Origin of the sequence: Olleya sp. AS48, assembly GCF_038900355.1 — a bacterium.
Taxonomy (GTDB): Bacteria; Bacteroidota; Bacteroidia; order Flavobacteriales; family Flavobacteriaceae; genus Olleya.
Map to the genome: position 1 here is coordinate 38920 of NZ_JBBMRD010000005.1, position 14725 is coordinate 53644.

The 14725-nt window shown below is 32.0% G+C and carries 11 protein-coding genes; 1 reads left to right on the forward strand and 10 read right to left on the reverse strand.

All coding sequences use genetic code 11. The features are described 5' to 3' along the window. Positions 1–104: 104 nt before the first annotated feature. From WNY60_RS07525 to WNY60_RS07545, 5 genes are all read right to left on the reverse strand, one after another. A complete protein-coding gene (locus WNY60_RS07525; protein WP_342862010.1) occupies positions 105–1943 on the reverse strand; it encodes a gliding motility-associated C-terminal domain-containing protein in 1839 nt (612 codons plus the stop codon). 33 nt (positions 1944–1976) lie between these two features. Then, positions 1977–4337: a T9SS type B sorting domain-containing protein gene (locus tag WNY60_RS07530; RefSeq protein WP_342862011.1), complete on the reverse strand. Its 2361-nt coding sequence runs from the start codon at positions 4335–4337 to the stop codon at positions 1977–1979. A gap of 3 nt (positions 4338–4340) precedes the next feature. Then, the gene (locus WNY60_RS07535) at positions 4341–7682 is read right to left on the reverse strand and encodes a T9SS type B sorting domain-containing protein (protein ID WP_342862012.1); all 3342 of its coding nucleotides are present in this window, start codon (positions 7680–7682) and stop codon (positions 4341–4343) included. 82 nt (positions 7683–7764) lie between these two features. Next, complete coding sequence (locus tag WNY60_RS07540) at positions 7765–8589, reverse strand: ABC transporter permease subunit (RefSeq protein ID WP_342862013.1); 825 nt, start codon at positions 8587–8589, stop codon at positions 7765–7767. Between the two features lie 19 nt (positions 8590–8608). Further along, positions 8609–9517 carry an ATP-binding cassette domain-containing protein gene (locus WNY60_RS07545; RefSeq protein WP_342862014.1) on the reverse strand — a complete coding sequence of 303 codons (909 nt, stop codon included), beginning with the start codon at positions 9515–9517 and terminating at the stop codon, positions 8609–8611. Positions 9518–9600: 83 nt separating this feature from the next. Here WNY60_RS07545 and WNY60_RS07550 point away from each other — a divergent pair, with 83 nt between their 5' ends. Beyond that, positions 9601–10674, forward strand: a complete 1074-nt coding sequence (locus tag WNY60_RS07550) for a hypothetical protein (protein ID WP_261375346.1) — start codon at positions 9601–9603, stop codon at positions 10672–10674. Here the strand turns inward: WNY60_RS07550 and WNY60_RS07555 are convergent. Genes WNY60_RS07555 through WNY60_RS07575 form a run of 5 tightly spaced genes read right to left on the reverse strand, consistent with a single transcriptional unit; the run spans position 10671 to position 14718 of the window. Then, the gene (locus WNY60_RS07555; RefSeq protein WP_145002413.1) at positions 10671–11189 is read right to left on the reverse strand and encodes a plasmid pRiA4b ORF-3 family protein; all 519 of its coding nucleotides are present in this window, start codon (positions 11187–11189) and stop codon (positions 10671–10673) included. The two genes, WNY60_RS07550 and WNY60_RS07555, sit on opposite strands and share 4 nt — an antisense overlap. A 39-nt stretch (positions 11190–11228) precedes the next feature. Continuing rightward, a complete protein-coding gene (locus WNY60_RS07560; protein ID WP_145002411.1) occupies positions 11229–12245 on the reverse strand; it encodes a COX15/CtaA family protein in 1017 nt (338 codons plus the stop codon). A 19-nt stretch (positions 12246–12264) separates the two neighbouring features. Continuing rightward, the gene (locus WNY60_RS07565; RefSeq protein ID WP_315897453.1) at positions 12265–12717 is read right to left on the reverse strand and encodes a GNAT family N-acetyltransferase; all 453 of its coding nucleotides are present in this window, start codon (positions 12715–12717) and stop codon (positions 12265–12267) included. 5 nt (positions 12718–12722) lie between these two features. Beyond that, on the reverse strand, positions 12723–14138 hold the full coding sequence (locus WNY60_RS07570) for an HD domain-containing protein (RefSeq protein ID WP_145006708.1): 1416 nt from the start codon (positions 14136–14138) through the stop codon (positions 12723–12725). A 7-nt stretch (positions 14139–14145) separates the two neighbouring features. Then, complete coding sequence (locus WNY60_RS07575) at positions 14146–14718, reverse strand: L-threonylcarbamoyladenylate synthase (protein ID WP_339808535.1); 573 nt, start codon at positions 14716–14718, stop codon at positions 14146–14148. Positions 14719–14725: the final 7 nt, after the last annotated feature.

Here is a 14725-nt window from a genome sequence, read left to right on the forward strand (position 1 = left end):
TCGCGATGAATAACTTATTTCATCGTTATACTGTGCAATGATACGTTAATTATCGATTAAACGCAATAATTATCGATTAAAAGTTTAAATTAATTGTTTGTTCCTTAATAGTTTACGTAAACCCAACCTGTTTTTGTTTTATATTTTGGGTCATTTAAATTCAGTACATAAAAGTAGGTGCCTACAGGTACTATTTTACCTTGGTTATTTAGACCTTGGTTTATTTGACCATGCCACTTTAAATTGTCATCACCTTTAAATATTAAAGTGCCATAACGATTGTAGATTAATAATTCGTGATTTTCAAAAATGGTATATAAACCTTGTATATTAAAATGGTCGTTATTAGTATCTTGGTTTGGAGAAAAGCCTTGAGGTATATATGGAGGACAATGTTCTGTAAATAAATCAAATTTAAATATGTCAAAACAAATATCAGTCATAGCTGTAATATATATGGTTTGAGGTGTGTTGTTTGAAAAATAATTACTGGGATTTATTATATTGGTATTATTAGAAATAGCTTCTAAGGTTTCAAAAAATAAAAAATCCTGATAAATGGTTGTGTCTATTTGGTTTAATGTCTTAGTTAAATCATAATGCGACTTATTATAACCTTCATCACATGCTAATAATGGATTTAATTGTATGGTTTGCGGTAAAGGTATTAGCTGTATTACTTCAAAGGTATTATTATTAACTTCATTAGTTTCTGTTACAATACCATTATAGGTACCATCATTATCCACTGCAATTTCTAAAATAAAGTTATCAGTAAAAGTATTTGGAACCTGGAAACTGATTTGATTGGTTTCCTCTCCACCAATTAATATTGTATTGATGGTTTGATTTTGTGCTACCAGAATACCATCTATAAAAAAAGCAATAGGTGTATTTGCAGGCAAACTGTCTGTACTATTATAATTAAATACAGAGTAGTTTACAGTTAAAATTCTATCATTGCAAGTAACCTGGTAATTATTTAATTGGATAGTAGCGTCTGGTAATTGACTATTTAAAACCGTAATAATATTATTGATTATTATTAAATCGGCTCTAAAAGTTCCACTAGAATCTAAACCTCCTGTTGTTAAGTTAATTGTAACCTCTGTGTCTCCTATAGCGATGTTGTTTTCTATATTGTAAACATCTAAATCTGCATTATAAAAATCAGTAGCATTAGTAAAAGTATTGGTGCCATTAAAAGCATTGTTTGCTAAATTAAGAGGAGGATTGGATAATACATTACCATTAATAGATAGGGATTCGCCATAGTTTAAGGCATTATCACCTTCCCAAGCTAAAAAACCAATTTTGGCATTGTCATTATCAAGGACATTAACATTTTCTAAAACGATAGTTTTGTTTTGTACGTCTCCATTAATAATTTCTAATCCTAAAAATAGATTTACTTGATTTAAAGGAAGTGTACTGTCTTCAAAAATAACATAAAGACTCCATCCTGCATAGTTGGTCCTATTATTACAATATCCAGCTGTTGAGGTTAGTACTTCTGAAATATCTAAATCTGCAAATAAGTAGTCGCCATTACCATGCGTAATTACCAAATTGGTAACATCTGCATAGCTAGCAAAGTAAGTAAGCAACCCATCAGATCCAGCATTATAAGTAACATTATAAGTGTCTTCTGCAATTATTGTTTGGCTATTTAATGAGACTTCAGTATCTCCTGGTCCAGAGCCTGACCAAAACAAATATGCAGATATTATGTTACTGTCAATAGGCAAGTTTAGACTTGCTTGAGACGAAGGTAAAATACTACAAAAGGATTGCGATAAATTATTTTCGGCTTGATTTAAAGTGTTTCCAATTGCTATATAATCATAACGTCCATTAAACTGCTGAAACAGGGTTATATCTTGCGCAATGGTAAATTGCGTTGATAAGGTAAATAGTATTAAAGCAATAATTGTACGATACATCTAATAGCGTTTCATGCTTAAATGTACGAATAACTAGCGTTTTAATGTAAAATGATTTTTATAAATTAAACCATTACTTAAGGTTACTACAAACCAATAATCGTTAGTTGGCATTGGATAGCCATTAAAACTGCCATCCCAACCAATGCTAGAAGGCTTAAATTGTTTTAACAATTTGCCATATCTATCAAAAATTTGAACTAGTGCGTTTTTTTTAGAATTGTCACTTAAACCTTCGACTTGCCAATAATCATTTTTACCATCATTATTTGGTGTAAAATAATCTGGAAATTTTATTAACCAGATTGGTGCTTCGGCAACACCACAATGGTTTTTATCTCTAATATAAACTATGTGGTTACCAGCAGTGGTGTTTTCAAAAATGTTTTCGTTTTGATAAGGACCATTTATGTTATCCAAAGCATATTCATAATCACCCAAACCTGAAACCATAACCGTTATTGTTGTGTTATTTGTAATAATTTCTTCTATGTAAGGAATGCTTGAAGCTGTAACGGTTACCAATCGGTCAGCATAACAGCCTTCAGGATTAGTGGTTGTTATGCTGCTTAAAAGTGTGATTCTTACAATATATTCACCAGGATGAAATGCATCAATTTGTGGTGTGGTTTCTAAACTTGATAACCACAAAAATGAATATTGATTGTATGGTAAATCTAAATATCCGACATCAATAGTAACAAAATCTGAGACTGAATTTTTACACAAAAAAACATCTTCATCAGCTACGATTGGAGCAGAAACGGTTACTAAATCTAGCGTACTTATAGAAAAGCAATCACTAAACGTTCCATTAGATAGTGTTATATAGATTGTTTGGTTAGTACTTGTTGCGTCGTAATTACTAAAATTTAATATATTATTTTCTTTCTGTTGCGCATCTTCTAAAGTTTCAAAATATGCAATATTATAATCTGGACTCAAGTAAGATGATGGTATTGCATTTTGTAGATTAAATAGATTGTCCGTTTCGCAGCTATATAATGGGTCTAAAGTTAAAACAGGTGGTTTATCAGTAATAGTTAAGGATCTGTAAAGGGTTTGGTTTTGACCATCTACAACAAAATTTATAGTAACATTAAAGGTGCCATAACTTGAAAAAACATGTGTTGGATTTAGTAATGTTGAGGTGTTGTTAATGCCAGAAGCAGGATCTCCAAAATCCCATTGTATGGCGTCTATGCTTGTGCTAAATTCTGTATAAAACTCTGTGACATCACCAAAACATGTATTATTAAATATGTTTGTAGCGTAAAAATAAGATTGAATAAAAGGTGGTAATCCTAATTGACATATCTTGTCATTTAAATTTACAAATCCTGACAATACATTACAATCCACACCAATAGTATTAGGATCTGTAATTACAGCCATAGACGTTCGGTCAAACTCAGCAACATAAATTTTTCCATCCAACGCTTGTTGTAAGGCACCAAAAGACCCAGTTCTTTGTCCAACGATAACATCAGATGCAATTATGCTTGACGCAGAATTTAAGCCTAAATTGTATTGATGGATAAAGGAAAGGTTTGTATCATAATTTAACTCGCTAACATAAAGTAATTGGCTATCTGGTGAAAACTCGCAACCATAAAATCCTGGATTATTTGTGCTTAAATTAGGAATATAAACAGGATTTGTGAGTTGTCCAGTTAGCGCATTAAAATCAAATACTTCTACTTGACTAACATAACTTACAACCGAAGCTACTTTTTCTCTATTAGGAGAGGCTTTTAAATATCCTATGGTTTGATTAATATCTCCTCCATAATATGTTCCAATTCCAGATACAACAGGTGTTGTTGAGACACCTAAATCTGAAACCAGATAACTAACAAACTCGTTACTTTCCCATCTGTGGCTAATAACCCAAATGTCTTCACCATTAGACGCTTCGACAGCTGTAAGTTTTTCTGTAATAGGCGATTCTAGTAAGATGTTTTTATTAGCTGTTACTGCACCTAAACCACCAGATAAAGACAAATCAACTTCAGAAAACCTTAAGCCATTAGATCCAGCTCTGTCGTCTACCGTAAAAATATAATAGATGGTGTCACTATTAGGTTTTGGGATAATTATAGCAGACTGTGTGCTAGAGTCATTACCTAGCAAATCCAATCCATTAGTCATTATGTCATGGTTTTTGTTCCATACGGTTGATCCATCAGAGTAGATAATCAAGTTTCCGCTAGTGTCAGACATACTAGCACAACCTTCGGTAGTATTTAACTGAGAAGCACCTAAAGGTAAAGGATATCCAGAATTAAAATTAAGGCCAGCATTTTCTCCAAATGTCCAGTTTGCTGTTTCATTTTGTGAAAAACAAATAGTAATACACAGCATTACGGTTGTATATAATATTTGTTTGTTCATATTTTATCTTTTTAAAGTAAAATGACTTTTATAAAGTCTACCATCTTGTAGTTTTACAGTAAACCAATAATCATTTGTTGGTACAGGCAGTCCGTTAAACGTACCATCCCATCCTTTACTTGTAGGTGTAAACTCTGTTAACAATTGACCATATCTATTAAAAATTTGAATTAACGAGTTTGGTTGAAACTGAGACGACACACCATATACTTGCCAATAATCATTTTTTCCATCGTTATTTGGTGTAAAGAACAACGGAAATCCAACTACTGAAAATAATTGATTTACAGTACCGCAATTGTTTTTTGTATCCTTGACATTTACGGTATAAATACCTGGTTTTACGTTATTAAAGATATTACTTTCTTGATAACCAGATGATAAATTTTCTGCATTTATTATTTCATAAAGGTAATTACCTTCTCCTGACGCTAAAATTGTTATAATATTATTGTTTAAAGTGCCATCAATTACTTCAATATTATCAATAGTAGCTATGTTAGACGCTTCTACAATAATAGTTTTAGTTTTAGAACAGCCATCAACTGTAGTAGCAGTTACAGTATAAGTTCCAATTGTATTTATGTCTATTGTAGCAGTAGTTTCGCCAGTAGACCAATCATAATAATAGTTATTATTTGTTGGTGTTGACGCACTTAATTGTATTGTTTCAGGAAATTCATTTAAACAATATAAGATGGTTTGATCATCGGATAGTTGAGGTAATGGTTTAACTGTCAAAAATACTTGGTTTATACCGTAACAGGCATTATTGTTTTCTGCTCTAGCATAAATTGTTTGATTATAAGGCGTCGTGTTATTGTATGTAGTAGGTAATGCATTTATTTCTAATAAAGCATCATCATAGGTTTGGTAAAAATTTATGGTTATTCCAGTAGGTAGAAGCGTTAGCATGTCTGCAGAAAAATCATTCAAATTAAAGGTGTTTATACCATCTTCAGATCCTAATTCATCACACACTATTGGTGCATTATAATCCGAAATTTGTGTTATGCTAACTTCTAAAACAACTTCAGTGATTGCTTTGCAACTTGAAGTGGTATTAGTGACAACAGCATAAATTGTTTGCGGATTGGAAGCATTATTATAGGCTTCAGCGTTTAAAGGATTAGTTTCTGTTTCCGCATTAGTCATACTGCTATAAAAAGTGGTACTTGTATTAATTGCGTTATTTGTAATATCAGGAATGGCTTGATTTAAGTTGAAAGTTGTAAAACCATCCGGAACACCATCCTCATCACATTGAAACAAGATTTGGTTATTAGCTTCTGGTACAGGGTTTATATTAATAACAAAACTTGAGGTAGCATAACAGTCGGTATTATTACTGTTTTCTAATCTAACATATATTGTTTCGTTAAAAGGCGTCGTGTTATAATAATTTGTTGGTAATGGATTTGTATTATCATCTGCATCTAACTGCGTGTTATGATAAGAAATATCATAAACAGCAGGACTTAAGGAGTTGTAAACTTGAGCATTATAAGTGGATAAATCTACAGTTGATTGTCCATTTGAGTCATCTCCATCAGTAATATCATCGCAAACAGCCAAATCTACTAGTGTAGCTATGGTAGGCGTATTATAGACTTCTAAATTAAAACTAGTTGTGTCAAAACAATTAGGATTATTAATATTATAAACCCTAGCAAAAATGGTTTCAATAGGATTAGAGTTAGTGTATGGACTTTCTAATTGGTTTTCGTTTAAATCTGCATCCATTTGAGATAAATAATAGTGCACACTATATTGCATTGGATCTTGACCATTTAATATACTGGCATCCTGCAATTGCAAATCAAATGTTGAGGTTGCATCATTATTATCGTCGCAAATAATTAAGTCGCTTGGTTGTGTTGCTACAGGTATATCGTAATAACTTACTATGGCTTGACCTTCTTTAATCTCGCAGTCACTAGTGCTTGGATCTATAACGACTTCATAATTACCTGCTTCATCAATAAATAACTCATATGGAATAGTTGGAGTTGGGATAGCGACTTCGTCTTTAGTCCAAGTATAAATTGCTCCTGGAATAGCTTCGGCAACTAAAGTATACGTATCTCCAGTACATAAAGGTAATATGACGGTGTTTTGGTCATCTGTTGGAATAATGTCTATTTTTTCTGAAAAGTAAGAGGTTATAAAAGGAGGAAGTCCTTGTCTAGAGGATCGACCCATTAAATCAATTACAGCATGTTGATAGTCTGCTAATTGACCAAGATTGTTAGGGTTGTTAATAACGCTTAAAAAAGGAGTCCCTTGGTTGTATGTCGCACTTAATGATCGGTAAATTCTACCATTTGGTCCAAGTTGTAAAGCGCTTCTGTACATTACTCTTTGGTCTAATACTTCTTCTGTTGCACTAATATTAGTGGCAGTTAAATCATATTGTAATAAAGCACCATATTGTGCACTTGGATTATCAAAATTAGAACCACTAGTTTCGTAATAAGTGGTGACGTATAATATTTGATTGTTGGGAGAAAACTCGACACCATAAGGGTTTTGTGGTTTTCCGCTAGGCGAAATATTAGTAGCTATAGTAATTGAGTTACTAATAATACCAGTTGTAGGATCAAAGTCCAGTAAGCGTAGTCCATCACTAATATTAGCCATAGCAATTTTTGTTCCGTCTGGTGAAAATTTTAAATATCCTCGTCTTTGGTTTACAGTATATGGTAATGTGGAAATTACAGGTGTGGTATTAATGCCTGTTGCGCTGACTTCAAAAGCATAAAAGGTGTTATTGTTAGTATCTGTCGCACCCGAATTTGATAAAGCATCATTACTACCAAAAGCTACTACCCAAATATTTTGTGATTCGCAATCTTTTAAAACAGCACTTAGTTTTTCGCTAGCTTTATGTAATAAAAATTGATTTTTAGCAGTAACATCACCAAAGCCACTATTTAGTGAAATATCAACAATGGAGTAATTAAAACCACTGTCAAGAGTCCCTTCAAAAGAAGTGTCTTGGGTAAAAATATAGTAAATATTTGGGTCACCAGGTTTAGGTACTATTATAGCAGATTGTGTACTGGATTGATTACCAAATAAACCAGTTCCATTAGGCATAATATTATGCTGTCTGTCATATACATTTTCTCCGTTTGTATAAAATAATAAATTACCTGTACTATCAGATATACTTGTACAACCTTCCTCAGTAGATAATTGTCCATCTGTTAAAGCACTAACTTCATTGGTTGAAGTATCAAATGTAATACCTGCATTATTTCCAAAATACCAGTTGGCAGCTTCGTTTTGAGCAGATAATGTACCTGCACATAGTACAGCAAAAATTAATAATATCTTTTTCATTTCTTTTTTCTAGCTAATGCTAGTAAAGATATTATAATTTTATCTTAAATATAAATGTCTGATGTTAAAAACGTTTTATCAATTATAGGTCTCTTTTTTGCAATAGCTTATATGAGCAGTAAATAAAAATTGTAGTCCAAACCGCAACAATACCTATCTCTTGCCAATGTACTGCAAAGTCATAGACTAGATCTACTTTTTCTGGAGACTTCATGGCTACAATACGTCTAAAAGGTTCGTCAATTAATTTCCACATAGATTTTAATGGAAAGTAGTTGTGTATTTTAGTTGCTATATCATCATCATAGTTTTTTAATATAATACCATATATTATCCATTCTACAATAAATAGTATAAACAAGAAGGCTAGTGCAAAAGCAGATCTTTTTATTAACACTGCAGCAAACAGACACAAGCTAAAAAAGCCGATTAGTTTGACAAAATAGGCTAGTAAAAAAATACTTTCGCTAAACATATAGTACGCTTCACTATCGCTATTATAATACAATCCAATTGCTAAGGTTAGTATACCAACAAGCAGTGTGGATATTAATGAAAAAAATAGCAGTGCGTAAAACTTAGACAGGATAAATTCTTTTTTACTTAGACCATCAATTAAATTTTGTTTTATGGTTTTGTTACTATATTCATTACCTATCATGCTTACTACAACTATAGCAAAAAACAGCTTAAATAGTGCAGCAAAAAATGTGGTGATATGCCAGATATAAGGAAAATCAAAAATTCCAACGCTACCTAAATCTATGGTAAAAAGCCCAAAGAAATTAATTTTGAACGAGGATAGTAATATGATAAAAAAGGGTAATACAAATGAAAAGAAAATTAAGATTTTGCTAATCCTATTTTCTGAAAGTTTTTGTAATTCTATTTGTAAAAGTCGTAACATGATTGGTTGTTTTGATTGATTAGTTTTGGTCCTCTAAATTGTCAGTAAGTTGAAGGAATTGTTCTTCTAAACTTTCTTTTCTAAGTACTAAGTGTGACAAGGCTATTCCGTTATCAATTAATTCTTTATTAAAAGCCGATGCTGACATTGGTGTATCTAAAAATGCAGTAATTAGATCATCTGTTACTTTGGTGTTTTTTATATTTTGATGGCTATTTAAAAAGGTTACAAGGTGTTCTGGATTATCACATTTTAGTTCAAAAAAGCCTTCACTAGATATCATTTGGTCTACAGGACCTTCATATAATTTATGACCTTTTCTAAGTACAACTACATGAGAGCAAACTTTTTCTACTTCATCTAATAAATGTGAAGCTAATAATATGGTTGTGCCTTGACTTGCAATATCTTTTATAATAGCTCTAATTTGATGTATTCCTTGAGGGTCTAATCCGTTTGTGGGTTCGTCTAAAATTAATATTTCAGGATCGTTTAATAGGGCAGACGCTATAGCTAGACGCTGTTTCATCCCTAACGAGAAGGTTTTAAACTTACTCTCTTTTCTATCTAATAAACCAACTAGTTCAAGTTTTTCGTCAATTTTGTCCTCACTAATCTCCTTAATTTTACAAACTAACTTTAAGTTTTTGTAAGCAGACATGTATGGATAAAAGTTTGGACGCTCAATAATAGCACCTACTTTTTTTAAAGCATTATGCGTGGATGTTTGTCCATCAAACCAACTAAAGCTTCCGCTGGTTTTATTAACTACATTTAAAGTGATACCCAAAGTAGTTGATTTACCACTACCATTAGGTCCTAAAATGCCATAGACATTTCCTTTTTTAATGGTAAAGGATAAATTGTTTACAGCAGTTAAATTGCCATATTTTTTAGTTAGATTACTAATGGTTAAAATTGTTTCCAAGAGGTGTGGTTTTTTGATTGGTTTAAAAGTAAGACGATTGATTGGTAAAAATGTTACAATTTAAAAATTAGTTATAAATTTGAATGACAGAAAAACTTATGAAGGATTTAAAAATTTCGAAGAAAAAACCATCCTACCCAATTAATGATAGATTGAGTAGTTATTTGTCTGATTATAACCGAAACTCTAAAATTACAATACTGTATGATGACCTTTTGCGTTTTCAAGGTTCTGTAACCGTTTATGATAAAGATGATAACGATACGCTGTGGATACGTGTTTACTTTAGTGAATTTGATAGAGTAGAAATTGATTTAAGTCTAAAAAAAGTATACAGTAGACTGCATTCTGATGGTAACGAAACCAGTAATGCCTTTTTAAATATTGACGCTATTGATTATTGTACTTTTGGAAACTCTAAACCTTTTAGAATAAAAATCCGAAATGTTTTAAATGACAACTACACCTATTTTTATGTCAAAAAAGCAGACGCTTCTCGTATTTATGGTCTAGAATTAGAGCATATGTTATCTCCATATCAATTAAATTTTATGGTACATGGTAATACTTTAATCGAAGAGCATATTGCAGGAATCCCTGGAGATGTATTTATTGAAACCATGTTGGATGACTGTTCTGAATCTGAAAAATCCCAAATAGCAAAAGAGTTTGTTAAGTTTAACGAGCGTTGTATGATCAGGCTACTTGGTGATATGCGCTCTTATAATTACGTAGTTGTGCCAACCCATGACTTTGATCATGTGGTGTTTAAAATTAGAGCCATAGATTTTGACCAACAATGTTATGAAGGTAAGTTTAAGGTATACAGACCTCAGTTTTTTAAAGAAAATCTGCGCTTGGTAGAGTTGGTCGTTAGTAAGTTTAAAAAGGAGTCTATAGATCAATATAAAATTGAAGAACGCAGTATCGTGGCTAAGCGTATGATTAGTTATAACGATCGTTTGGAGCGATTGCTAGATTGTATGACACATGATGTTATATCTAATGAAGAAAATATAGCGCTATTAAAAACCAAAATCCATGAATATACCATGGATTTAGAGTTTAAAAAAAGTGAAAATATGGGTGGGATTTTAAGAAATGCTCTGGAGTTTGTAAAACGTAACTATGAAGACGTTAATACAAAAGATTTTTAATTCCAGTTTTCCTCAAAGTCCAAATTATCGTAATCATCGATGTTAAAATCGTCATCAAATTCATCATAATCATCATCATTGCTTTCTGCTTCAAATATTTTGTCAGGAGCTTCAGTAGGAACTTGACCTTGTACATACATTAGGTTTGGATAATCAACACCTTCTGCAACTTCAACAATTTCAGCTAATTCAACAAAAAAGGTCCACATATTCATAAAGTCATAGACGTAAATTAATTTAGTTTGTGCTTCATGGACAGTGTCAGATAGATTAGTTTCATTCATTAATCTAACATCATTTATTCCGTCACTCATGTCAAAAAGGCTAATTTCCTCACCTTGATTCCATTCGTCGTCACTTAAGTAAAACGAAGCGACTTCATTACCATCAAAGCCAAAACATTGCGTAATAACGTTATGTAGGTCTTCTAAAGTGTCGCTTTCGCGAATTTCAAAATCTCTAAAAATATCTTCTTCTGTATCGTTGTCTAGTATTACTCTAAATCTGTAAATCATAATAATAAAATAAGGGTGTAAAGATACTGCTTTTAGGTGTTATTTGCTAAAGCGATGTAACGTAAATGTCATTGCGCTAAGTAATAAAAAGGCACCTACTTGATGCGCAACACCTAACCAAACCGGAACTTGTAATATTAAAGTAAAAACGCCTAAAATAAATTGAAAAAAGACTAGGTATAATAATACGTTTAATGCTCTGCGTTGGTAATTGGTTTCGATATGTTTTTTTCCTTTAAAATAAATTAATAAAATAAACACAACAACAATATAAGCTAAAGTCCTATGTACAAATTGCACACCGCTTTTACCTTCTGTTAAGTTAGCAAATAAACTATCACGCTCAATATATACGCTTTCATGGATAAATTTTCCTTCGCTCATCATTGGCCAATGGTTATGTACCCAACCTGCATCTAATCCAGCAACAAAAGCACCATAAATAATTTGTATTAAAAGGACCAACATCCCTAGTTTTACTAACCTGTTAAATCCTGTATTTACAATTTTATTAAACGGAAACATTAAGTCTAATGCAACCCAAAAAGTAGCCGAAAAGGTTATAAATGCTGTAGTTAAGTGCATAGCTAATCTATAATGGCTAACATCAGGTCTATCCACTAAGCCACTTTTAACCATATACCATCCTAAAAAACCTTGTAATGCACCTAAGCACATTAAACCAATAGATTTTTTAATGGTAGGTTTGGTAAGTTGCTTGGTAATTAAAAAGTATAAAAACGGTAAGAAAAACACCAAACCAATAAAACGTCCAATAACACGATGGATCCATTCCCAAAAATAAATATCCTTAAACTCCTCTATGGTAAAGTGTGTATTTAATTTTTGATATTCAGGATATTGTTTGTACAAATCAAAAGCCTCCTGCCATTCGACATCATTCATTGGCGGAATGGTACCTGAAATAAGTTTGTAATTTGAAATGGATAAGCCAGAATGCGTTAATCGTGTAATACCACCAACAATAACCATAATAAAAATTAATACACATCCTGTTAACAACCAATAGATGACTTTTTTGTTATCTTTTTTCATTGCCTTTTTCTTTTTTTATTTACAATTCTTTTTTAAAACATAAACTTTCGCTTACACCTTGATATTGTCCGTAATTTTCGGTGATTTGATAATTACATTTTTTATATAAATTAATCGCTTCTATTTGTCTAATTCCTGTTTCTAAAATGCTAAATGTAAAACCTGATGTTTTAGCCCATTGCTCTAATGCTTGCAGTATTTGTGTTGCAACTCCTTGTCCTCTGGCTGTTTCTGTGGTAAACATGCGTTTTATTTCGACTGTATTTTTACTGAATTTTTTAAAGGTACCACAGCCAATAGCAGTGTTGTCTTTATAAGCAATTATAACGTTGTTAATGTTTTGCAATCCATTATATTGGTTGTAAAATGCGTGGTCATCACCATCTGTGATTTTTAAAAAATCGTCTAATTGTTTGACAAGACTTTTAAAGTCGGTATTATCAGAATTGGTTTTACGTAATTCTAACATCATCCAAATTAATTAACGGTTAGTCCTAGTTGTTTTCCTTTTTCCAACATTAGATTAAAAGCTGCTTCATGTTGGTTAGGAATATCACCTTCCAGAATTGCTTCTTTTATTGCTTCTTTAATTATACCAATTTCTTTTGAAGGTTTTAAATTAAATGTCTTCATGATTTCCTCACCTGAAACAGGCGGTTGAAAGTTTCTGACATGATCCTTTTCTTCAACTTCAATAATTTTTTCTCTAACAATCTTAAAATTGTTATGATATTTTTGAAAGCGTTTAGGGTTTTTTGTGGTGATATCAGCCTCGCAAAGCGTCATTAAATCGTCTACAAAATCTCCTGCATCAAAGACTAAACGTCTTACTGCCGAGTCTGTTACTATATCTTGCGCTAAGACTATAGGTCTGGAACTCATAAACACCATTTTTTGGACAAATTTCATTTTGTCATTTAGTGGCATTTTTAAACGTTTAAATAAATGGTATACCATTTTTGAACCTTCAAACTCATGACCATGAAAAGTCCAACCTACTTTTTTACTGAAGCGTTTGGTTGGTGCTTTACCAATGTCGTGTAGTAATGCTGCCCAACGTAGCCAAACATCATCTGTGTTTTTAGCAATGTTGTCAACCACTTCTAACGAGTGGTAAAAATTGTCTTTATGGGTTTGACCTTCGACCTCGTCTATACCTTTTAGATTGGTAAGTTCTGGTAAAATGTGATATAAAAGTTTTGTTTTTTCTAGAAGTAAAAACCCTTTAGAAGGTATAGGACTTTCTAATATTTTATTAAGTTCTACAATTATACGCTCTTTGGTAATTATATCAAGGCGTTTATTGTTTCTTGTAATTGCATTTAAAGATTCGTCTTCAATTATAAAATCTAATTGGGTTGCAAATCTAATGGCACGCATCATGCGCAAAGGATCGTCACTGTAGGTAATGTCAGGATTTAAAGGTGTTTTTATAATCTTGTTTTCTAAATCTTGTATGCCATTAAAAGGGTCTAATAAATCTCCAAAGTTAGTTTGTGACAAACTTAAAGCTAAAGCATTTATTGTAAAATCACGACGATTTTGGTCGTCCTGTAACGTTCCGTTTTCCACAACTGGATTACGACTATCTTCATTGTAGGATTCTTTTCTAGCACCAACAAACTCTATTTCGACATCTTTGTAGCGCAACATTGCTGTGCCATAAGTTTTAAAAACTTGCACTTTAGGCTTATTAGGTAATAGTTGTGCAACAGCTCTGGCTAATTCAATTCCGCTACCAACTGCAACAATATCAATATCTTTAGCATTTCCTCTTTGTAAAAGGTAGTCTCTAACAAAACCACCAATAACATAGCTGTCTAAATTTAAGTTTTTAGAGGCTTCAGAAATAATTTTGAATATCGGATTTTGTAAGGCGTCTTTATAATTCATTGTAAATTTACTCACGAATAATTTTCACCTCTCCTTTATTAGATAATTTGATAATGGTAGAGGGTTTTGCGTTTTTATTTTCGCTTTGCAAATTTACGACATAATCCACACCTTTTAAAATAGCTTCGCTAATTTCTTCAAAGGATTTTGGTGTTGGTTGGCCTGATATATTTGCTGAGGTAGAAACTAATGGTCTACCTAAGTATTTTATTAGTTTTTCGCAAAATTTGTGTTTAACAATACGTATGGCTAAGGTGTTATCTTCTGCTATTAAGTTTTCTGCAACTCCTGCTGGAGCGTCATAAATAACTGTGGTTGGTTGGTCAGCAATATCCAAAATATTATACGCCATATTTGGGACATTGTCAACGTGTCTTTCTAGCATGCTATAGTTATTAACTAAACAGATTAGTGCTTTACTGTCTTGGCGTTGTTTTAGTTTGTAAATTTTTTGTACTGCATTAGCATTAGTTGCATCACAACCAATACCCCAAACAGTATCAGTTGGATATAATATAATGCCACCTTGTTTTAAGATGGTAACAACTTTTTCTATTTCTGAAGACATATTAGCACTCATTTTTATT

What these genes read in the sequence shown, in the direction of transcription:
- WNY60_RS07525 (WP_342862010.1), bottom strand. Translation starts at nt 1,943, where the DNA reads ATGTATCGTACAATTATTGCTTTAATACTATTTACCTTATCAACGCAA.
- WNY60_RS07530 (WP_342862011.1), bottom strand. Translation starts at nt 4,337, where the DNA reads ATGAACAAACAAATATTATATACAACCGTAATGCTGTGTATTACTATT.
- WNY60_RS07535 (WP_342862012.1), bottom strand. Translation starts at nt 7,682, where the DNA reads ATGAAAAAGATATTATTAATTTTTGCTGTACTATGTGCAGGTACATTA.
- WNY60_RS07540 (WP_342862013.1), bottom strand. Translation starts at nt 8,589, where the DNA reads ATGTTACGACTTTTACAAATAGAATTACAAAAACTTTCAGAAAATAGG.
- WNY60_RS07550 (WP_261375346.1), top strand. Translation starts at nt 9,601, where the DNA reads ATGACAGAAAAACTTATGAAGGATTTAAAAATTTCGAAGAAAAAACCA.
- WNY60_RS07555 (WP_145002413.1), bottom strand. Translation starts at nt 11,189, where the DNA reads ATGATTTACAGATTTAGAGTAATACTAGACAACGATACAGAAGAAGAT.
- WNY60_RS07560 (WP_145002411.1), bottom strand. Translation starts at nt 12,245, where the DNA reads ATGAAAAAAGATAACAAAAAAGTCATCTATTGGTTGTTAACAGGATGT.
- WNY60_RS07565 (WP_315897453.1), bottom strand. Translation starts at nt 12,717, where the DNA reads ATGATGTTAGAATTACGTAAAACCAATTCTGATAATACCGACTTTAAA.
- WNY60_RS07570 (WP_145006708.1), bottom strand. Translation starts at nt 14,138, where the DNA reads ATGAATTATAAAGACGCCTTACAAAATCCGATATTCAAAATTATTTCT.
- WNY60_RS07575 (WP_339808535.1), bottom strand. Translation starts at nt 14,718, where the DNA reads ATGAGTGCTAATATGTCTTCAGAAATAGAAAAAGTTGTTACCATCTTA.